General features: G+C 71.9%; 15 protein-coding genes. 6 read left to right on the forward strand and 9 right to left on the reverse strand.

Features of this window, described 5'->3' with window-relative positions; translation table 11 throughout:
- Positions 1-39: 39 nt before the first annotated feature.
- Positions 40-2,553, reverse strand: a complete 2,514-nt coding sequence (locus tag IAG44_RS34680; RefSeq protein ID WP_187751028.1) for a DEAD/DEAH box helicase — start codon at positions 2,551-2,553, stop codon at positions 40-42.
- A gap of 145 nt (positions 2,554-2,698) precedes the next feature.
- Between IAG44_RS34680 and IAG44_RS34685 the strand changes: the two genes are divergently transcribed.
- Positions 2,699-3,493: a metal-dependent hydrolase gene (locus tag IAG44_RS34685; protein ID WP_187751029.1), complete on the forward strand. Its 795-nt coding sequence runs from the start codon at positions 2,699-2,701 to the stop codon at positions 3,491-3,493.
- Positions 3,494-3,501: 8 nt separating this feature from the next.
- On the opposite strand, the gene IAG44_RS34690 is transcribed toward IAG44_RS34685, so the two are convergent.
- The 4 genes from IAG44_RS34690 to IAG44_RS34705 all read right to left on the reverse strand — a co-directional run bounded on the left by IAG44_RS34690 (position 3,502) and on the right by IAG44_RS34705 (position 8,510).
- The gene (locus tag IAG44_RS34690; RefSeq protein ID WP_187751030.1) at positions 3,502-3,759 is read right to left on the reverse strand and encodes a type B 50S ribosomal protein L31; all 258 of its coding nucleotides are present in this window, start codon (positions 3,757-3,759) and stop codon (positions 3,502-3,504) included.
- A gap of 45 nt (positions 3,760-3,804) precedes the next feature.
- On the reverse strand, positions 3,805-4,275 hold the full coding sequence (locus IAG44_RS34695) for a DUF5709 domain-containing protein (protein ID WP_187751031.1): 471 nt from the start codon (positions 4,273-4,275) through the stop codon (positions 3,805-3,807).
- A 498-nt stretch (positions 4,276-4,773) separates the two neighbouring features.
- Positions 4,774-6,555 (reverse strand): ABC transporter ATP-binding protein, encoded by a 1,782-nt coding sequence (locus tag IAG44_RS34700; RefSeq protein ID WP_187751032.1) that lies wholly within the window; start codon positions 6,553-6,555, stop codon positions 4,774-4,776.
- Positions 6,552-8,510 carry an ABC transporter transmembrane domain-containing protein gene (locus tag IAG44_RS34705; protein ID WP_187751033.1) on the reverse strand — a complete coding sequence of 653 codons (1,959 nt, stop codon included), beginning with the start codon at positions 8,508-8,510 and terminating at the stop codon, positions 6,552-6,554. Before IAG44_RS34705 ends, IAG44_RS34700 begins: the two co-directional genes overlap by 4 nt.
- A gap of 115 nt (positions 8,511-8,625) precedes the next feature.
- Between IAG44_RS34705 and IAG44_RS34710 the strand changes: the two genes are divergently transcribed.
- From IAG44_RS34710 to IAG44_RS34720, 3 genes are all read left to right on the forward strand, one after another.
- Positions 8,626-9,339 (forward strand): L,D-transpeptidase family protein, encoded by a 714-nt coding sequence (locus IAG44_RS34710; protein ID WP_246562256.1) that lies wholly within the window; start codon positions 8,626-8,628, stop codon positions 9,337-9,339.
- A 46-nt stretch (positions 9,340-9,385) separates the two neighbouring features.
- Positions 9,386-11,077, forward strand: a complete 1,692-nt coding sequence (locus IAG44_RS34715) for a peptide-N4-asparagine amidase (RefSeq protein WP_246562258.1) — start codon at positions 9,386-9,388, stop codon at positions 11,075-11,077.
- Between the two features lie 171 nt (positions 11,078-11,248).
- Positions 11,249-12,634 (forward strand): cation:dicarboxylate symporter family transporter, encoded by a 1,386-nt coding sequence (locus tag IAG44_RS34720; RefSeq protein ID WP_187751034.1) that lies wholly within the window; start codon positions 11,249-11,251, stop codon positions 12,632-12,634.
- Between the two features lie 152 nt (positions 12,635-12,786).
- Here IAG44_RS34720 and IAG44_RS34725 read toward each other — a convergent pair whose 3' ends face one another.
- Entirely contained in the window at positions 12,787-13,233 is a 447-nt protein-coding gene (locus IAG44_RS34725; protein WP_187751035.1) for a MarR family winged helix-turn-helix transcriptional regulator, read from the reverse strand.
- Positions 13,234-13,318: 85 nt separating this feature from the next.
- On the opposite strand from IAG44_RS34725, the gene IAG44_RS34730 reads away from it, so the two are divergent.
- Complete coding sequence (locus IAG44_RS34730) at positions 13,319-15,121, forward strand: ABC transporter ATP-binding protein (protein ID WP_187751036.1); 1,803 nt, start codon at positions 13,319-13,321, stop codon at positions 15,119-15,121.
- 489 nt (positions 15,122-15,610) lie between these two features.
- The gene (gene mltG, locus IAG44_RS34735; RefSeq protein ID WP_187751037.1) at positions 15,611-16,456 is read left to right on the forward strand and encodes an endolytic transglycosylase MltG; all 846 of its coding nucleotides are present in this window, start codon (positions 15,611-15,613) and stop codon (positions 16,454-16,456) included.
- Between the two features lie 358 nt (positions 16,457-16,814).
- Here the strand turns inward: mltG and IAG44_RS34740 are convergent, their stop codons facing one another.
- The 3 genes from IAG44_RS34740 to IAG44_RS34750 form a co-directional block, all read right to left on the reverse strand.
- Positions 16,815-17,819: an ABC transporter substrate-binding protein gene (locus IAG44_RS34740; RefSeq protein WP_187751038.1), complete on the reverse strand. Its 1,005-nt coding sequence runs from the start codon at positions 17,817-17,819 to the stop codon at positions 16,815-16,817.
- A gap of 290 nt (positions 17,820-18,109) precedes the next feature.
- On the reverse strand, positions 18,110-18,838 hold the full coding sequence (locus tag IAG44_RS34745; RefSeq protein ID WP_187751039.1) for an ABC transporter ATP-binding protein: 729 nt from the start codon (positions 18,836-18,838) through the stop codon (positions 18,110-18,112).
- Positions 18,811-19,632 carry an ABC transporter permease gene (locus IAG44_RS34750; RefSeq protein WP_425508540.1) on the reverse strand — a complete coding sequence of 274 codons (822 nt, stop codon included), beginning with the start codon at positions 19,630-19,632 and terminating at the stop codon, positions 18,811-18,813. Before IAG44_RS34750 ends, IAG44_RS34745 begins: the two co-directional genes overlap by 28 nt.
- Between the last annotated feature and the right edge of the window lie 247 nt (positions 19,633-19,879).

The raw sequence follows: 19,879 nt of genomic DNA on the forward strand, positions 1-19,879 counted from the left end.
GGGGCACGGGCCGGGGCGCGGGACGGGGCATGGGCTGCCTCACAACTGGCCCACGGAGGTGACCCGCACGACCGCGCGGCCCTCGGCGTCGGACGCCGCGAGGTCGACCTCCGCGCTGATGCCCCAGTCGTGGTCCCCGTTCGGGTCATCGAAGATCTGCCGGACCCGCCACAGCCGGTCGGCCGGCTCCTCCTGGATCACGAGCAGCTTCGGGCCGCGCGCGTCCGGGCCGGTACCCAGGTCCTCGTACTCGTCCCAGTAGGCGTCCATCGCCTCGCCCCACGCGTCCGCGTCCCAGCCGGACTCGCCGTCCATCTCGCCGAGTTCGCCGACCTGGTCGAGGGCCGCCAGCTCCACGCGGCGGAACATCGCGTTGCGCACCAGGACCCGGAAGGCGCGCGTGTTCAGGGTGACCGGCTTGACCTCGTCGGCCTTCTCCTGGGCCTGCTCGGCGGTCATCTCCTCCGGGTTGGCAAGCTGCTCCCACTCGTCCAGCAGGCTGGAGTCGACCTGGCGCACCATCTCGCCCAGCCACTCGATCAGGTCCTGAAGGTCCTCGGACTTCAGGTCGTCGGGGACGGTGTGGTCCAGCGCCTTGTAGGCGCTCGCCAGGTAGCGCAGCACGATGCCCTCCGTGCGCGCCAGCTCGTAGTGGGAGACCAGCTCGGTGAACGACATGGCCCGCTCGAACATGTCCCGGATGACGGACTTCGGCGACAGCGGATGGTCGCCGACCCACGGATGGCTCTTGCGGTACGTGTCGTACGCGTGGGAAAGCAGCTCCTCCAGCGGCTTCGGGTACGTGATGTCCTGAAGGCGCTCCATGCGCTCCTCGTACTCGACGCCGTCCGCCTTCATCAGGGCGACCGCCTCACCGCGCGCCTTGTTCTGCTGGGCGGCGAGGATCTGGCGCGGGTCGTCGAGCGTGGACTCCACGACGGAGACCATGTCGAGCGCGTAGGACGGCGACTCGGGGTCCAGGAGCTCGAACGCGGCCAACGCGAACGTGGACAGCGGCTGGTTGAGCGCGAAGTCCTGCTGGAGATCGACCGTGAGGCGCACGACGCGGCCCGTCGCGTCCGGCTCGTCGAGCTTCTCGACGATGCCGCCGTCCAGCAGGGAGCGGTAGATCGCGATCGCCCGGCGGATGTGCCGAAGCTGCTGCCGGCGCGGCTCGTGATTGTCCTCCAGGAGGTGGCGCATCGCCTCGAACGCGTTGCCGGGGCGGGCGATCACCGACAACAGCATCGTGTGCGTCACCCGGAAACGCGACGTCAGCGGCTCCGGCTCCGACTCGATCAGCTTCTCGAAGGTGTTCTCCGTCCAGGCCACGAAGCCCTCGGGCGCCTTCTTGCGGACCACCTTGCGCCGCTTCTTCGGATCGTCACCGGCCTTCGCGAGCGCCTTCTCGTTCTCGATGACGTGCTCCGGCGCCTGCGCGACGACGAACCCGGCCGTGTCGAAGCCGGCCCGCCCCGCGCGGCCCGCGATCTGGTGGAACTCCCGCGCGCGCAGCGTCCGCACCCGGTTGCCGTCGTACTTCGTCAGGGCCGTGAACAGCACCGTACGGATCGGGACGTTGACACCGACGCCCAGCGTGTCCGTCCCGCAGATCACCTTCAGCAGGCCCGCCTGGGCCAGCTTCTCCACCAGCCGGCGGTACTTGGGCAGCATGCCCGCGTGGTGCACCCCGATGCCGTGCCGGACGTACCGGGAGAGGTTGCGGCCGAACTTGGTCGTGAAGCGGAAACTGCCGATCAGATCGGCGATCTGCTCCTTCTCCTCCTTCGAGCACATGTTGATGCTCATCAGCGCCTGCGCCCGCTCCACCGCCTGCGCCTGCGTGAAGTGCACGATGTAGACCGGCGCCTGCCGGGTCTCCAGGAGGTCGGTCAGGGTCTCCGTCAGCGGCGTGTACCGGTACTCGTAGGACAGCGGCACCGGGCGGGTCGCCGAGCGGACCACCGAGGTCGGACGCCCCGTGCGCCGGGTGAGGTCCTTCTCGAAGAAGGAGACGTCACCCAGGGTCGCCGACATCAGCACGAACTGCGCCTGCGGCAGCTCCAGGATCGGGATCTGCCAGGCCCAGCCCCGGTCGCCCTCGGCGTAGAAGTGGAACTCGTCCATGACGACCTGGCCGACGTCCGCGTCCTTGCCGTCGCGCAGCGCGATCGACGCAAGGACCTCGGCGGTGCAGCAGATCACCGGGGCGTCGGAGTTGACCGACGCGTCGCCGGTCAGCATCCCGACGTTCTCCGTGCCGAAGATCTTGCACAGCTCGAAGAACTTCTCCGACACCAGCGCCTTGATCGGGGCCGTGTAGAAGGTGACCTCGTCGCGGGCCAGCGCCGCGAAGTGGGCGCCCGCCGCGATCATGCTCTTGCCGGACCCGGTCGGCGTCGACACGATCACGTTCGCCCCGGAGACCACCTCGATCAGCGCCTCCTCCTGGTGCGGATAGAGCGTGAGACCGCGCTCCTGCGACCAGGACTCGAAAGCTTCGTACAGGGCGTCGGGGTCGGCGGTCGGCGGCAACTGATCGATGAGGGTCACACACCCATCTTGCCTGTCCCGGGCCCTTTGAGGGGAATCGGCTGCCGCCGCGAAGATCACGGCCGCTACGCTGTGTCGCCGACGGAGTGTCAGAGCACCCGGTCAACTGGACAGCGGCACAAGAGGAACGGGGCGGGCGAGCGCCATGATGGGACCAGCACACTCACTGTCGGGCGCCGCCGCCTGGCTCGGCGTCGGAGCCGCCGCCGCGGCGGCGGGCAGGCCGATGCCCTGGCCGGTCGTCCTGGCCGGCGCGCTGATCTGCGCGGGCGCCGCGCTCGCCCCCGACCTCGACCACAAGGCCGCCACCATCTCGCGCGCCTTCGGTCCCGTCTCGCGGTGGCTGTGCGAGATCGTCGACAAGCTCTCCTACGCCGTCTACAAGGCGACCCGCAAACCGGGCGACCCGCGGCGCTCCGGCGGGCACCGCACGCTGACGCACACCTGGCTGTGGGCGGTGGCGATCGGCGCCGGCACCTCGGCGCTGGCGATCATGGGGGGCCGCTGGGCGGTCCTCGCGATCCTCTTCGTGCACATGGTGCTGGCGATCGAAGGGCTGCTGTGGCGGGCCGCGCGCGGCTCCAGCAGCGACGTCCTGGTGTGGCTGCTGGCGGCGGCCACGGCGTGGATCATCGCCGGGGTGCTGGACAAGCCCGGCAACGGCTCGGACTGGCTGTTCACCGACCCCGGCCAGGAGTACCTGTGGCTCGGGCTGCCGATCGTCCTGGGCGCGCTGGTGCACGACCTCGGGGACGCGCTGACCGTCTCCGGCTGCCCCGTCCTGTGGCCCATCCCGATCGGCCGCAAGCGGTGGTACCCGATCGGGCCGCCCAAGGCGATGCGGTTCCGCGCGGGCAGCTGGGTCGAACTGAAGGTGCTCATGCCGGTGTTCATGCTGCTCGGCGGGGTCGGCGGGGCGGCCGCCCTCAATTTCATCTGACGGCCGGCTCAACCCTCGCGCTCGCCCGCGCCGTACTGCCGCTCGAAACGGGCGACGCGGCCCTCCGTGTCCACCGTGCGGGCCTTGCCGGTGTAGAAGGGGTGGCTCTGCGAGGAGATCTCCACGTCCACGACCGGGTACGTCGCGCCGTCGTCCCACTCGATGGTCTCCGCGCTGTTCGCGGTGGACCGGGTCAGGGAGGCGTACCCGGCGGCACGGTCGCGGAAGACGACCTCGTGGTAGTCGGGGTGCTGGTCCTGCTTCATGCGGGCTCCTCCGGGAGTGCGGAACGGGCTGGGGGCTCGGCCCTCTCACCCCGACAGCGCGTCCTCGTCGACGATGTGCATCGCGGCCTCCTCGGCGGAGGCGGCGGCGCCGTCGATGCCGACGTCCGTGGCGACGAGGGCGCTCTCCTCGTCCTCGTGGGCGCCCTCGTCCGGGGCGACCAGGCGGCCGGCGCGCGCGGCGCCGACCTCGTTGTCGAGGAGTTCGCCGTCGGTGCCGTCGCAGTCGCCGAGGCCGTCGCCGTCGTACGCGGCCACGTCCGGGACCTCCTCGGCGAGCCGCTGGTCCAGGGTCTCCCCGCGCCGGGCCTCCGCCGCCGTCACGCCGGTGTGCTCGACGGCCCACGGGCGCTCCGGCGGGGACCAGCCGCGGTCGAGGGGGTCGCCGACGCCGTCCTGGTCGAGGGTGTCCTCGGCGTCCAGCAGCCCCGCGTCGTCCTGGACCTCGGACCCGTCGGGCTGGTAGACGTCGTCGCCCCATCCGTCGCCGCTGGTCACGCACACCTCCAGAGGGTGAGGCCCGAGCCACGTCCCGGCACGACCCGGACCGCGCCGTGCACACCTACTGCCCTCCAACGTTCCACCCCGCCCCGCGCCCGCGCAACGGCAACGCGGAACACCCGGCCCACCGGGCACGCGCGCGAGGACGAGCGGACGGCGGCACACACCGGGGCCACGCGGACGCCGACGCACCACCGGAGCGACGCTCGCGACGCCGGAACACACCCCCGGAGGAGCCTCGCGTGGCCTGCCACCGGTCACGAGGACCGCCGCCACGGCGTGCGCCCCCGGCCCGACGGCGCTCGCCCGCGCGGCGACCGGCCCCGCCCACACCCCGGCGACGCCCCCGCGCGCGGGAGCGAGGCTTCGTCCCCGGCCCGCCTCAGCCCCGGCCCGCACGACGCCCCCGCGTGCCCGCGCGAAGACCGCACCCGGCGGGAGCGGACAGGCGGAGGGCCCCCGCCCGCGCGTGAAGGCCGCGCCCTCACCCCCGTCTCACCCGTGCCAGGACCTCCACAGCGCCGCGTACGCGCCGTCCGCCGCGACCAGGTCGGTGTGGCTGCCGAGTTCGCTGACGCGCCCGTTCTCCACGACGGCGATGACGTCCGCGTCGTGGGCGGTGTGCAGGCGGTGGGCGATGGCGATGACCGTGCGGCCGTCCAGGACGCGGGAGAGGGAGCGTTCGAGGTGGCGGGCGGCGCGGGGGTCGAGGAGGGAGGTGGCCTCGTCGAGGACGAGGGTGTGCGGGTCGGCGAGGACCAGCCGGGCGAGGGCGATCTGCTGGGCCTGCGCCGGGGTGAGGGCGAGCCCGCCGGAGCCCACCTCGGTGTCGAGCCCGTCGTCCAGGGCCCGCGCCCACGCGGACGCGTCGACCGCGCCCAGCGCCGCCCACAGCTCGGCGTCGTCCGCGCCGGTGCGGGCGAGCAGGAGGTTGTCGCGCAGGGAGCCGACGAAGACGTGGTGCTCCTGGTTGACGAGGGCGACGTGGGAGCGGACCTCCTCGGCGGTCATCCGGGACAGCTCGGCACCGCCGAGGGCGACCTGGCCGGCGCGCGGCGCGTAGATCCCGGCGAACAGCCGGCCCAGCGTCGACTTGCCCGCCCCGGAGGGGCCGACCAGCGCCAGCCGGGTCCCCGGCGCCACCGACAGGGACACCTCGCGCAGCACGTCGACGCCCTCCCGGTACCCGAAGCGCACCGAGTCGGCAGCCAGCTCCCGCCCCTCGGGAACGAGCCCCGCCTCACCGGCGTCCGGCTCGATCTCCCGCACCCCCACCAGCCGGGCCAGCGACACCTGGGCGACCTGGAGCTCGTCGTACCAGCGCAGGATCAGGTTCACCGGATCGACCAGCATCTGCGCGAGCAGCGCCCCGGTGGTCAACTGCCCCACGCCGATCCACCCCTGGAGGACGAACACACCGCCCAGCAGCAGCACGGACGAGAGCACCGTGAGGTGTACGGCGTTGATGACGGGGAACAGCACCGACCGCAGCCACAGCGTGTACCGCTCCCAACCGGTCCACTGTTTGATCCGCAGCTCGGACAGCGCGACCCGGCGTTCCCTGAGCCGGTGCGCCTCGACGGTCCGCCCGGCGTCCACGGTCTCCGCGAGCGCGGCGGCCACGGACGCGTACCCGGCGGCCTCCGACCGGTACCCGGCGGGCGCCCGCTTGAAGTACCAGCGCCAGCCGACGACCAGCAGCGGCACGGCGAGCAGGACGGCGGCGGCCAGCGGCGGCGCCGTCACGACCAGCCCGCCGAGCAGCAGCGCCGACCACAGCACGCCGATGATCAGCTGCGGCACGGCCTCGCGCATGGCGTTGGCCAGCCGGTCGATGTCGGTGGTGACGCGCGACAGCAGGTCACCGGTCCCGGCCCGCTCCAGGACGCCCGGCGGCAGCCGCACCGACCGCACGAGGAAGTCCTCGCGCAGGTCGGCCAGCATCCGCTCCCCGAGCACCGCGCCGCGCAGCCGCACCTGGTGCACGAACACGGCCTGCACGCCCAGCGCGAGCGTGAACAGCGTGACGGTGAACCCGAGCCGCAGCTCCCGCTCACCGGCCGACACCCGCTCCACGAGGCCGCCCAGCAGCCAGGGCCCCACCATCGAGGCGACCGTCGCCACGGTGTTGACGAGCACCAGGACCAGGAACGCGCGCCGGTGCCTGCGCACCAGCTCGCCGACGTACGCGCGGACGGTCGCGGGCGCGCCGACGGGCAGCGTGCTCGCCGTCGCCGGCGCCGCCGGGTCGTACTGGGGCGGCTGAACGCCGATCATGCCGACTCCTCGATCTTCTCCGACTCGGAAACGACGCCGTTCGCTCCGGCGCCCGTGACGGCACCGCCCGCCGCGACACCGCCCGGCACACCGGCGCTTGCCACAGCACCGCCCGGCGCCCCCGCCTCCGGCACGGAAACCCCGTCCGCATCCGCATCCACATCCACATCCGCATCCGGTTCCCGAGTCACCACCGCCCGGTACCGTCTCTCGTCCCGCAGCAGCTCCCGGTGCGTCCCGACCGCCGCCACCGCACCGCCGTCCAGCAGCACGACCCGGTCGGCGACGTCCAGCAGCAGGGGCGAGGACGTGAACACCACCGTCGTGCGCCCCTTGCGCAACCCCCGTACGCCCTCCGAGACGCGTGCCTCGGTGTGGGAGTCGACGGCGGACGTCGGCTCGTCGAGGACCAGCACCTCGGGATCGGTGACCAGCGAGCGGGCGAGCGCGAGGCGCTGGCGCTGCCCGCCGGAGAGGGAGCGCCCGCGCTCGGTGACGTGGGCGTCCATGGGGTCGCCCGGCGAGCCCTGGGTGAGCGCGTCGAGGACGTCCCCGCAGCGCGCGGCGGCGAGCGCGGCGTCCGCGTCCACGGCTCCCGACGACGGCACGTCGAGCAGGTCGCGCAGGGTGCCGGAGAGCAGCACCGGGTCCTTGTCCTGGACGAGGACGAGGCCGCGCGCGGTGTCCAGCGGCAGCTCGTCCAGCGCCACCCCGCCCAGCAGCACCGACGGCCCCGGCTCGGCACTGTGCCCGCCCAGCCGCTCGGCCAGCCGCCCGGCGGCGTCGGGGTCCCCGCAGACGACGGCGGTGAAGGCCCCGGCGGGCGCGAGGAGCCCGGAGGCGGGGTCGTACAGGTCACCACCCTCCGCACCACCACCCTCCGCACCACCGCGCGCCGCGTCCCCCGTCACACCGTCCACCGCACGGACCGCCACACCGTCCGCCCGATCCCCACCGTCCCCGCGCGCCAGCGACAGCACCCGCGCCGCCCGCTCGGCCGACGGCCGGGAGAAGGAGTAGGCCATGGCGATCTCCTCGAAATGTCGCAAAGGGTACGAAAGGATCGCGACGGAGCTGTAGACGGTGACGAGTTCCCCCACCGACACCCGCCCCTCGCGCGCCAGCTGCACCCCGTACCAGACGACCCCCACGAGCAGCAGCCCCGGCAGCAGTCCCTGGAGCGCGCTGATCAGCGCCCACATGCTCGCGCTGCGGACGGCCGCGTGCCGGACGTCCTGCGAGGCGGCGCGGTAGCGGTCGAGGAACAGCTCCTCGCCGCCGATCCCGCGCAGCACCCGCAGCCCCGCGACGGTGTCCGAGGCCAGCTCGGTCGCCCGCCCCGCCTTCTCGCGCTGCGCGTCCGCCCGCCGGGTCGCCCGGGGCAGCAGCGGAAGCGCCGCGAGCGCCACGACGGGCACCCCGACGGCGACGACGGCCCCGAGCGCGGGCTGGTAGACCACCAGGGCGACGCAGACGAGGACGACGGTGAGGGCGGCGGCCGTGAACCGGGACACCGCCTCGACGAACCACCCGACCTTCTCCACGTCACCCGTCGACACCGCGACCACCTCACCGGCCGCGACCCGCCGGGTCAGCGCCGACCCGAGCAACGCCGCCCTGCGCGCCAGCAACTGCTGCACACGCGCGGCGGCGGTGATCCAGTTCGTGACGGCCGCCCGGTGCAGGAACGTGTCCCCGAGGGTGATCGCGACACCGCACAGCAGCATCAGCGCGCCCGCCAGCGCGAGCCGCGCGCCCGAGCGGTCGACGACGGCCTGGACGGCGTACCCGACGAGGAACGGCTGCGCCGCCACGGCCGGGAAGTGCAGCATGCCCCAGGCCAGGGACTTGAGCTGACCGCCCGCCTGGCTCCGCCCGAGCCACCACAGGAAGCGCGGCCCGGAACGCGCGTCGGGCACACCCGGGTCGGGATACGGAAGGTCTTGGATCTGCATGACGTCCCAGGAACTCGTGTCAGAAGGAGGCGCAAACCGTGCCAGCCTCGCCGCGCCGGACGGCGAAACTCAACCGGTTTTCCCCTGGGCCCCACGGATTGCGACCATGGAAGGCATGCGAGGAACAGTGACGCGGACGGCGGCGGCCGGGGCGCTGCTCGCCGCCCTGGCCGGCTGCGCGAGCACGCAGTCGCACGACAGCCACGACAGCGCGGACGCCGGGACGAAGAAGCCCGCCGCCGCGGCCCCGACCACCGTTCCGGGCGTCGGCCCGAGCCTGCGCGAGCGCATCCCGGCCGGCTCCCGGCAAGTCGTCGCGGTGTACGGCGAGGGCAGGAACTCTCCGGACGCGACGGTCGTTCTCTACATCAAGCAGGGCAGAACCTGGCAGAAGGAGAGCAGCTGGCCGGCCCACAACGCGCGCAAGGGCTGGACGACGGACCATCACGAGGACGACGGCCGCAGCCCCGTGGGGGTGTTCACCCTCACCGACGCGGGCGGCGTCCTGAAGAACCCCGGCACGAAACTGCCGTACACGCGATCGAGCGCCTTCGAGACGCCGAGCTGGTGGCAGAAGCCGTACCGGCACGACTTCGACTACGTCATCGCCATCGACTACAACCGGATCAAGGGGACTTCTCCGAGCGACCCGACCCGCCCGGAGGGGGAGAGGAAGGGAGGGAGCATCTGGCTCCACATGGACCACGGCAGCGGCACATCGGCCTGCGTCAGCCTGTCGAAGGCGGGCATGGAACACCTGCTGAAGACGCTGGACCCGGCCGCACACCCGGTCGTCGTGATGGGGGACCGGGCCGAGCTGGCGGCCTGAACCGCACCATTGCGGGACGCGGGGCGACTCCCCTAGAACACCGGCCATGACCAGACGGCTCATCATGTCCATGCTCGCCGCATTCGCTGCGGCGGCCCTCCCTCTGACGGCGACCGCGCACCCGGCCCAGGCGGCCGACCCCGCCCAGCCAGCCGACTCCGCACAGGCGTCCGTCCCCACCCGGGCGACGGCCCCCGCAACCGACGCCCCGCCCGTCATCGACGCCCCGCCCGTCTTCGGCTCCGACTGGCACGACCCCCTGACCGCCGCCCCGCCCGTCCCGAAACCCGGCACCAAGTCATGCGAAGTCACCGTCGCCCAGGCCCAGTTCCGCGACTTCACCCCGTACCGGGGGACGTACACCCCGCCCGCCGCGTGCGGCACCGACTGGAGCAAGGTCGTCCTGCGCCTCGACGGCAAGGTCAAGGGCCGCCAGTACGACAGGCTCGGCTCCCTGCACGTCGGAGGCGTCGAGATCTACCGCACGTCGACGCCGCAGCCCTCGCCGGACGGCATCGAGTGGTCGGTCGAGAAGGACGTCACCCGGTACACGGACACGCTGCGGCGCGCGCAGGACGTGGAGATGCTGATCGGGAACGTCGTGGACGAGACGTACACGGGCGTGCTGGACGTCAAGGTCACGCTGACGTTCCACAAGGCGCCCGCGTCCCACAAGTCCCCCGAAACGCAGGGCACTTCACGCACCTCCGTCCCCGACAAGGTCCTCACCCTCACCCCCGACCACACCCTCACCACCCCGCGCAACAGCGAACGCATCCTCGCCGAGGTCTACGCCACCGGCTCCGGCGGGGGCTGCGAGGAGTACTGGTACCTCTCCGTCCCGGCCCCGGCGCCCTACTCGTGCCAGACCCCGGACGGCCCCTACCGCGAGGTGCGGATCACGGTGGACGGCAGGCTCGCCGGCATCGCCACCCCGTTCCCGACCGTGTGGACCGGAGGCTGGTCCAACCCCTTCCTCTGGTACGTCGTCCCCGGCCCCCGCGCCTTCGACATCAAGCCCATCGAGTACGACCTGACCCCGTTCGCGGGACTCCTCAACGACGGCCGCCCGCATCGCGTCGAGGTCTCCGTCGTCGGCGTTCCCGAGGGCCAGACGGGGTGGAGCGCGCCGGTCAACGTCCTGGTCTGGCAGGACGCCGGGAAGCAGCGGGTCGGCGGGAAACTGACCGTCCACAAGGAAGGCGCCCCCACGGGCTCCTCGACGTACACGCCCGGCACGGAGCACCGCGTCGACACGCGGGCCGGGCACAGCCTGACGGTCGCCGGGTACCTCGACACCTCGCACGGCCGCGTCACCACCACGGTCGCCCGCACCCTGGCCCACACCTCGGCGCACCGCTGGACCGACGGCGAGAGCACCGACGCCCTCGACGGCGTCTGGCGGGACGACGAGACGGTCGTCGTCAACGGGCACGCGACGCGCGCGCACCGGACGTACACGATGGACGGCGAGACGACGATCGGCGCGGACGCCCGGCTGCGGACCGTCATGACGCTCGCCGACCGGGCCGCCGTCAGCGACTCGCGCGGGCGGTGGTCGCGGCTCGACGACACCTACACGGGCGACGCGGCGTACACGACCGGTGTGCCGCGCGACCAGCGGCAGGGTGTCGCGACGACGACCGAGCGCTACCGGCTGACGGGCTCCGGGGGCTGCTACGACCGCACGGTGACGGCGGTTCAGGGCGTGCTGACAGGGGACAGTAGCGCCTGCTGAAACCTCCTGATGTGTGATGCATCACTCATGACGTGATTTACAAATCGGCAACACGGAGGTCTTCCCTACGAGCCACGGGCACTCCAAAGTGATCGGCACGGAAGACGCTTTCCGTATCGCAGAAGTCCTGTCGGGTTTCTGTGAGTCCACCGTCCCCTCTCAGGAGTGCCCGTGCCGCAGTCCGTACCGTCCCTGCCGCGACGCGCCGCACGAACGCTGCGTACCTCGCTCTTCGTCCAGGTCGCCCTCGCGCTCGTGCTCGGAATCGCCGTCGGCAAGCTGTGGCCCGGCTTCGCCTCCGACCTCCAGCCGCTCGGCGACGGCTTCATCCGGCTGATCAAGACGATCATCTCGCCGCTGGTGTTCTGTGTGGTCGTCGTCGGGATCGCCAAGGCCGGTGACCTCAAGGCGTTCGGCCGGATCGGGCTCAAGGCGCTGATCTGGTTCGAGGTCGCGAGCACCTTCGCCCTGATCGTCGGGCTCCTCGCCGCGAACCTCGTCCAGCCGGGCTCCGGGATGAACGTCGACCCGTCCACGCTGAACGCGGCGGCCGTCGACGCGAAGACGGACGGCGGGTCGCTGCCGTCGACCACCGAGTTCATCCTGCACGCGCTGCCGACCTCGTTCATCGGCGCGTTCGCCGAGAACTCCCTGCTCCAGGTGCTGATCCTGGCCTGTCTCGTCGGCGCGGCGCTGCTGCACCTCGGGCACACGAAGGTCCCGCAGGTGCTGCCCGCGATCGAGCAGGCGCAGGAGATCATCTTCGCGATCGTCGGCTTCGTCATGCGGCTCGCGCCGATCGCCGTGTTCGGCGCGATGGCCGTCCTCATCGGCAACTACGGCCTCGGCGTGATCGAGACCTACGGCAAGCTGATCGCCCTGTGCTACGCGGCGGCCGCCCTGTTCATCGCGCTGCTCGCCGTCGCCCTGAAGATGGTCACCGGGCTCAGCCTCTGGAAGTTCCTGCGCTACATCCGCGAGGAGATGTTGCTCGCGCTCGGCACCGCGTCCACCGAGTCGGTCATGCCGCGCGTCATGCAGAAGCTGCGCAAGGCGGGCGCGCGGGACGACGCGGTCGGCCTGGTGCTGCCCACCGGGTACTCCTTCAACCTCGACGGCGCCTCGCTCTACCTCTCCATCGGCACCCTGTTCATCGCGCAGGCCGTGGGCGTCGACCTCAGCCTCAGCCAGCAGATCACCGTCGTCCTCGTCCTGATGCTGACCAGCAAGGGCATGGCCGGCATCCCCGGCTCCGCCTTCCTCGCCCTCTCCGCGACCGCGTCCTCGCTCGGCGCGATCCCGGCGGGCGCGGTCGCCCTGCTCCTCGGCGTCGACCGGATCATGGACTCGATGCGCGTCGTGACGAACCTCCTCGGCAACTGCGTCGCCGTCTTCGCGGTGTCGCGCTGGGAGGGCGCGCTGGACCTGGAGCGGGCACGGAAGGTGCTGGACCGGGAGATCGACGTGACGGGGGACGAGGACGACGTGGCCGGTGCCGACGAGGCCGCCGTGCCCGCTCAGCTCGCGAAGAAGGAGCCCGCGCCCGAAGTGAGCTGATCTCGTTCGAGTGAATTTCCGCCGCGGAATCCTCACGGGCGAGCGCGGACGACCGCGGACGAAACGCTGACGAACGCGACGGAACAGGCCGCGGCCACCGCCTCCGACACCCCGGAGCCGGTGGCCGCGGCCTGTTCCGTGTGCCGATACGCCTAGCCGTGCACCGGCATGCCGTCCAGCAGCGTGCCCAGCAGCTCGCCCAGTGCCTCGCGCTCGTCCTCGGTGAGCGGTGCCAGGATCTCCGAGGCGGCCGAGCGGCGGGCGCCGCGCAGGGCGCGCAGGGCCAGCCGGCCGTCCTCGGTCAGCTCGATACGGATCACGCGGCGGTTGGTCGGGTCGGGGACGCGGCGGACCTTGCCGTTCGCCTCCAGGCCGTCCACCAGCGTCGTCACCGCGCGCGGGACCACTTCGAGGCGTTCGGCGAGGTCGGCCATGCGAGGCGGGGCGGGGTACTGGGCGAGCGTGCGCAGCAGGCGGGACTGGGCCGGGGTGACACCCAGACCGCACTCCTCGATGTGCCGTTTCTGGATGCGGTGCACGCGGCGGGTGAACCGCAGCAACTGCTCGGCGAGGAGGCTGTCTGGATCCGGGGTGGCCATGCGGGAACAATAACAGGATGCCGTTCATTGTGAGTATAGGTAACAATGAACGTGGTCCTGATCCCCGTGCCCCGCGAAGGAGCCCATGCACCCCGACCGAGAGAAAACCGCCTGGAAGCCGCCGGCCGATGCCGAGCCGCAGCCCCGGCAGGTCCGCCGCATCCTGAAGCTGTTCCGCCCCTACCGCGCCCGCCTCGCCCTCGTGGGCCTGCTGGTCGCCGCCTCCTCACTGGTGTCCGTCGCGACCCCGTTCCTGCTGAAGGAGACGCTGGACGTCGCGATCCCCGAGGGCCGTACGGGCCTGCTGAGCCTGCTCGCCCTCGGCATGATCCTCAGCGCGATACTGTCCGGCGTCTTCGGCGTCCTGCAGACGCTGATCTCGACGACGGTCGGCCAGCGCGTCATGCACGACCTGCGCACCGCCGTCTACGGCCGCCTCCAGCGCATGTCGCTCGCGTTCTTCACGCGCACCCGCACCGGCGAGGTCCAGTCCCGCATCGCCAACGACATCGGAGGCATGCAGGCGACGGTGACGTCCACGGCGACGTCCCTGGTCTCCAACTTCACCGGCGTCGTCGCCACCGTCGTCGCGATGCTCGCCCTCGACTGGCGGCTGACCGCCGTCTCGCTGCTCCTGCTGCCGGTGTTCGTCTGGATCAGCCGCCGGGTCGGCAGCGAGCGCAAGAAGATCACCACCGAGCGGCAGAAACAGATGGCCGCGATGTCCGCGACGGTGACGGAGTCGCTGTCGGTCAGCGGCATCCTGCTGGGCCGCACGATGGGCCGCGCCGACTCCCTGACCAGGTCCTTCGCGGACGAGTCCGAGCGCCTTGTCGACCTGGAGGTCCGCTCCAGCATGGCCGGGCGCTGGCGGATGGCCGTCATCGGGATCGTCATGTCCGCGATGCCAGCGGTCATCTACTGGTCGGCGGGCGTCGTCCTCCAGGTCGGCGGGCCCGGCGTCTCGCTGGGCACGATCGTCGCGTTCGTCTCCCTCCAGCAGGGGCTGTTCCGGCCCGCCGTCAGCCTGCTGTCGACCGGCGTCCAGATCCAGACGTCCCTCGCGCTCTTCCAGCGCATCTTCGAGTACCTGGACCTGCCGATAGACATCACCGAGCGCGACCACCCCGTCCACCTCGACCGGGTCAAGGGCGAGGTCCGCTTCGAGGACGTCTCGTTCCGGTACGAGGGCGAGGGGCGGGCGATCCTCGACGGGATCGACGTCACCGTCCCCGCCGGGCACAGCCTCGCCGTCGTCGGCGCGACCGGTGCGGGCAAGTCCACGCTGGGGCATCTGGTGCCCCGCCTCTACGACGTGACGGGCGGCCGGGTCACCCTCGACGGGGTCGACGTCCGCGACCTCGACCTCGACACCCTCGCGCGGGCCGTCGGCATCGTCTCCCAGGAGACGTACCTCTTCCACGCGACGGTCGCCGAGAACCTGCGCTTCGCCAAGCCCGACGCGACGGACGAGGAGCTGCACGCCGCCGCGCGCGCCGCGCAGATCCACGACCACATCGTCTCACTGCCCGACGGGTACGACACGGTCGTCGGTGAGCGGGGGCACCGGTTCTCCGGCGGGGAGAAACAGCGGCTCGCCATCGCCCGCACCATCCTGCGCGATCCGCCGGTCCTCGTGCTCGACGAGGCGACCAGCGCGCTGGACACGCGGACGGAGTACGCCGTGCAGCGGGCGCTCGACGCGTTGTCGGCGAATCGGACGACGGTGACGATCGCGCACCGGCTGTCGACGATCCGGGGGGCTGATCAGATCGTCGTCCTGGAGGAGGGGCGGGTTGTGGAGCGGGGGACGCATGAGGAGTTGGTGGAGCGGGAGGGGAAGTATGCGGGGCTCGTGAGGCGGGGGGAGGCGGTGGTGGCGTCGTGAGGGGGAGGTGTTGCTGAGGTGGGTGGGCGGGGGCTGTGGTGTGTTTGGCGGGGGTGGCTCGGAGCGGGCGGTGTGCTGGGGGGGCGTGTTGAGAGGTGCCGCTTCCTCAGGGGCCGGGCTGCTTAGAGGGCGCTCGATGGGGTCGGCTCTCTTGGGGTTGGCTCGCCGGGCTGGGCTTCTTGGGGCGGACCGGCCTTCTCGGGGCCGGCTCGCCAGAGGGGCCGCCCCTCCCCGGCTTCGCGGCGGGGCGCCCTTCTCCTGCCACGGCTTCCCGTCGGGTCGGCCTCCTCTTGCCACGGCTCCCTCCCGCTCCGTGGCCCCGTCTCCGCGCCGACAAGTCCCGCCCCCGCGTCGACGAGCCCCGTCCCCGCGCCAGCGCCGCTCTCCCACGTGCTGTGGTCTCCGGGGTGCTGCGGCTTCCGGGGGCTGATGATCCGACAAGGGGAAGATATGCCCGGTTTTTGATTGTATGAGAGTTAACGTGCCCGCATGCAGATGAACACTCCGCCCCGGAGCGCGATCCGTCTGACGCGCCGCGGCCGAACCGTCCTCGTCGTCACCGGGGCGGCAGTGGCCGCCGCCGCGGTGGCGGTGCCGCTGCTGAGCGTGGAGCGGCCGGCTCCCGAGGCCGCCAAGCCGAAAGTGCTGACCATCCCGGAGGGCTGGCGCGCGGGCCAGGTCTACGAGGCGGTCGACAAGGCGCTCGCCCTGCCGGCCGGTACGACACGCAAGGCCCTGCCGAAGAGCGGCCTCCGCCTCCCGGCCGACGCGGAGGGCAACCCCGAGGGCTACCTCTTCCCGGCGACGTATCCCCTCACCGAGAAGTCGACCCCCCAGTCCCTCCTGACGTACATGGTCGCCACGGCCGACAAGAAGTTCAACGGCGCTCCCGTCGCCGCCGGCGCCCAGCGCAACGCGATGAACGTCTACCAGGCCGTCACCATCGCCAGCATCGTCCAGGCCGAGGCCGCCACCAAGGCGGACATGGGCAAGGTCGCCCGCGTCGTCTTCAACCGGCTGGAGCGCGGCATGCCCCTCCAGATGGACTCGACGATCAACTACGCCCTCAACCGCTCGACGCTGAACACGGCGGAGTCCGACACGAGGATCGACAGCCCCTACAACTCCTACCAGCGCATGGGCCTCCCCCCGACCCCCATCGACAACCCCGGCGAAGAAGCCATGCGCGCCGCCATCACCCCCACCCCCGGCAACTGGCTCTACTTCGTCACCGTCAAGCCCGGCGACACCCGCTTCACCGCCGACTACGCCGAACACCAGCGCAACGTCGCGGAGTTCAACAAGCTCCAGGCCAGGAAACCGAAGGCGGGATGACACACGCCCGAGCCGGGGCTCGCCCCCCGGCTCGGGCCGACGACCGTCAGGCCGCCGCCGGTTCCCCCGGGTTCGCGGAGGTTCAGATGGGTGAGGCGGGGGGAGGGCGGGGCGGAAGCCGGTGGCCCGGAGGGCGACGTCTGCCTGCGCCTCGTCGCCGTCGGGCCGGCGGACGCTCGTCGGGGGGCGTCGAACATGGGGTGGCGGTTCAGCACGCCGTTCGCCAGGCCCTCGCGGATCGAGTCGTTGAGGGGGGCGGCGACCGAGACGACGCTGCGCGGCGGGAGGCCCCGCCGGACCCGGTCCTCGATCAGGGTGACGGCCGCGTGGCCCTCCTCCACTGGGGTGTCTGCGGTGGCTACCTCGCCGGGGTTGTCGAAGCGGGCAACTTGCCGTTGAAGCGCTTGTCCACGAACCCTGAGAAGTCGACCTTTCCTGGGATCAGCTTCAACTCCGCGAACGTGTCGGCGATCCTCTGCTCGGAATCGATCAGCGGCTGATCGACAGCGACCGGAACGCGCGTCGCGTGTGTACGTTTCACCGAGGCGAGCGCCACGTCGTACGGCAGCCCCGTGTCCTTCGCCCACACCCTCGCCCAGTCCGTCTGATGCCCGGAGACCCAGTCCTGTGCCCGGCGCAGCCGCGCGAGGTAGTCGGCGATCGCGGCGGTCTTCTTCGGGTCCCTGAGCGCGGCGGGCGCCGCGACCTGGAAGCTGAGGCCGTTGACGATGCCCTGCCCGGTCGTCAGTACGCGCCCCTTCCCCGCTTCGAGGACCTGTGATGTGTACGGGTCCCAGACGGCCCACGCGTCGACCTTGCCGGAGGTGAACGCGGCGAGCGCGTCGGCCGGTTGGAGGTACTTGACCTGGACGTCGTCCAGGGTCAGGCCGGCCGCCCTGAGGGACGCGACGAGTTGGTAGTGCGCGGAGGAGCCCTGCGCGACGGCGATCGACTTCCCTTTCAGATCAGCGGACTTGGTGAGCTTCGAGCCGTTCGGCACGAGGATCGCCTCGCCCTCGGACGAGCCGTGCCACGCCGCCACCACCGTGATCTTCGAGCCCGCGCCGGCCGCGAAGACCGGCGGGGTGTTGCCGACGGCGCCGATGTCGACCGCGCCGGCGTTGACGGCCTCCAGGAGGGGTGGGCCGGAGGTGAACGTCGACCACTTGACCTTGTAGCCGAGGTTCTTGAGTTCACCGGCCGCACGCAGGACCGCTTCCGAACCGCCTTTCTGGTCACCGACGTTGAGGGTGAGGGAGCCGGTGCCGTCGGTCGTCGTGCTCGCGGAGGAGGTGCCGGCGCAGGCGGTGAGGAGGAGGGCGAGGGGGAGGAGGGCGGCGGGGAGGGGGTGGCGTCGTCGCATGTGGTGGGCCCTGTCTGTGGGGGTGGGGTAAGTGGGGGCGGGGGGAGGGGAGTTGGGGTGGCGGAGGGTGGTGAGGGCTGGGGATTCGGGTGGTGGAGGTTTCTGTCGGCCGGAGTTTCGGACGCCAGGGTGGGGAGTTCGGGCGGCCGGGGGAGGGGCCGGGGCCGGGGGCTCGGTCGGCGGGGGCGGAGGAGTGGAGGCCGCCGGGGTTCACCCGGGGTTCGCTCCGCCGGGGTGAGGGTGCTCGAACCGCCGGAGCCGGGGCGCTCGGGCCACCGGAGTCAGGGTGTTCACGCCGCCGCCTCGACCCCCAGCCGTGCCAGCAACCCCGCCCGCAGTTCGGCGAACCGGGGGTCGGCGAGGTCGCGTGGCCGGTCGAGGTCGATGCGCTGCTCGTGCGCGATGACCCCGCCGTCCATCACCAGGACGCGGTCCGCGAGCAGGACGGCCTCCTCGACGTCGTGCGTGACGAGCAGGACCGCGCAGCCGCGTCGCCGCCACAACTCGCCCACCAGGCGCTGGGCGTTGATCCGGGTGAGCGCGTCGAGGGCGCCGAACGGCTCGTCCAGCAGCAGGAGATCGGGTTCGCGGACCAACGCCCGTGCCAGTGAGGCGCGTTGGGCCTCGCCGCCGGAGAGGGTCTTGGGCCAGGCGTTGGCGTGCTTCGTGAGGCCGACTTCCTCAAGTGCCTTGTCCGCGACGGCCCTTGGGGGCTTGCCGGGCAGCCCGAGCAGGACGTTGCGCCACACCCGCTTCCACGGCATCAGCCGGGGTGCCTGGAACGCGACCGCTTTGCGGCGCGGCACCAGCACCGTCCCCTCGATCTCCCGGTCGAGCCCCGCGAGGATCCGCAGCAACGTCGACTTGCCGCAGCCGCTGCGGCCGAGGAGCGCCACGAACTCGCCGGACCCGATGGCGAGTTGGAGGTCGTCGATGACGGCACGCCCGTCGAAGGACCGCGTCAGCCCCTCGACCCGTACCGCCTGTCCGGTCACCGGCCGGTGAACGTCGGTCGCCATTGCAGCAGCACCCTCTCCAGAGAACGGACGACGAAGTCGGCGAACAGCCCGAGGAACGCGTACACGATGAGGCACACCACGATCACGTCCGTCCGCAGGAAGTCCCGCGCCTGCACCATCAGGAACCCGATCCCCGAGTCCGCGTTGACCTGTTCGGCGAAGACCAGTGCGAGCCAGGCGATGCCGAGCGAGTACCGCAGCCCCGTCAGCGCGCCGGGCAGCGCGCCCGGCAGCACGACATGCCGGACCAGCCCCCACCTCGACAGCCCCAACGACTCGCCCGCCTCCACGAGTTGGGAGTCGACGCCGCGGATCCCGGCGTACACGTTCAGGTACAGCGGGAAGGTCACGCCGAGCGTGATGATCGCGACCTTCGGGCTCTCGCCGATCCCGAACCAGATGATGAACAGCGGGATCAGGCCGACGAACGGCACCGTCCGCACCATCTGCACCGGCGCGTCCACCAGGTCCTCGCCGATCCTGAACAGCCCCGAGAACAGGGCGAGTCCGACGCTGACGACCGTCCCGAACAGCAGCCCGAGGGCCACCCGCCGCAGCGACGTCCCCATCGCCGACGTCAGCGATCCGTCGGTGATCAGGTCCCTGCCGACCTCCGCGATCCGTCCCGGTGAGGCGAGCACGTCCGAGGTCAACACCCCAGTCGTGCTGAGGAGTTGCCACAGCGCCAGCAGTAACACCGGTCCTGTGGCGCGGCGTAGCCAGCGGGGGACGCGGGTGCGGCGCGTGGCGCGGGGGACGATGGGCTGGAGGGCGATTGCGCCACTGTCCGTCATGTCGGGCTTGGTGGAGTCGGACGGTGGCCGGGCATGGCTGATGCTCATGGATGCTCCACGGGGCGGTGGGGGAACACACCTCGGCAACACCGGATCAGGCGGACGTCACAGGTCCGCCGAGGGGGAGAGCCGCCGAGAGGGAGAAGACGTCAGCAGCCGCGGCGACACGCGGCGGAGGCCACCCGCAGCAGGTCGATGTGACCGCGCGTGGTGAGCAGGGCTGAACGCAACATGCGGCTGAAGGTAG

The sequence above is a fragment of the Streptomyces roseirectus genome (genome assembly GCF_014489635.1).
GTDB classification, from domain to species: domain Bacteria; phylum Actinomycetota; class Actinomycetes; order Streptomycetales; family Streptomycetaceae; genus Streptomyces; species Streptomyces roseirectus.

Bases quoted from the DNA above. Each gene is read 5' to 3' on its own strand.
- IAG44_RS34685 (WP_187751029.1), top strand. From the start codon at position 2,699: ATGATGGGACCAGCACACTCACTGTCGGGCGCCGCCGCCTGGCTCGGC.
- IAG44_RS34690 (WP_187751030.1), bottom strand. From the start codon at position 3,759: ATGAAGCAGGACCAGCACCCCGACTACCACGAGGTCGTCTTCCGCGAC.
- IAG44_RS34700 (WP_187751032.1), bottom strand. From the start codon at position 6,555: ATGATCGGCGTTCAGCCGCCCCAGTACGACCCGGCGGCGCCGGCGACG.
- IAG44_RS34705 (WP_187751033.1), bottom strand. From the start codon at position 8,510: ATGCAGATCCAAGACCTTCCGTATCCCGACCCGGGTGTGCCCGACGCG.
- IAG44_RS34710 (WP_246562256.1), top strand. From the start codon at position 8,626: ATGCGAGGAACAGTGACGCGGACGGCGGCGGCCGGGGCGCTGCTCGCC.
- IAG44_RS34715 (WP_246562258.1), top strand. From the start codon at position 9,386: ATGACCAGACGGCTCATCATGTCCATGCTCGCCGCATTCGCTGCGGCG.
- IAG44_RS34725 (WP_187751035.1), bottom strand. From the start codon at position 13,233: ATGGCCACCCCGGATCCAGACAGCCTCCTCGCCGAGCAGTTGCTGCGG.
- IAG44_RS34730 (WP_187751036.1), top strand. From the start codon at position 13,319: ATGCACCCCGACCGAGAGAAAACCGCCTGGAAGCCGCCGGCCGATGCC.
- mltG (WP_187751037.1), top strand. From the start codon at position 15,611: ATGCAGATGAACACTCCGCCCCGGAGCGCGATCCGTCTGACGCGCCGC.
- IAG44_RS34740 (WP_187751038.1), bottom strand. From the start codon at position 17,819: ATGCGACGACGCCACCCCCTCCCCGCCGCCCTCCTCCCCCTCGCCCTC.
- IAG44_RS34745 (WP_187751039.1), bottom strand. From the start codon at position 18,838: ATGGCGACCGACGTTCACCGGCCGGTGACCGGACAGGCGGTACGGGTC.
- IAG44_RS34750 (WP_425508540.1), bottom strand. From the start codon at position 19,632: ATGACGGACAGTGGCGCAATCGCCCTCCAGCCCATCGTCCCCCGCGCC.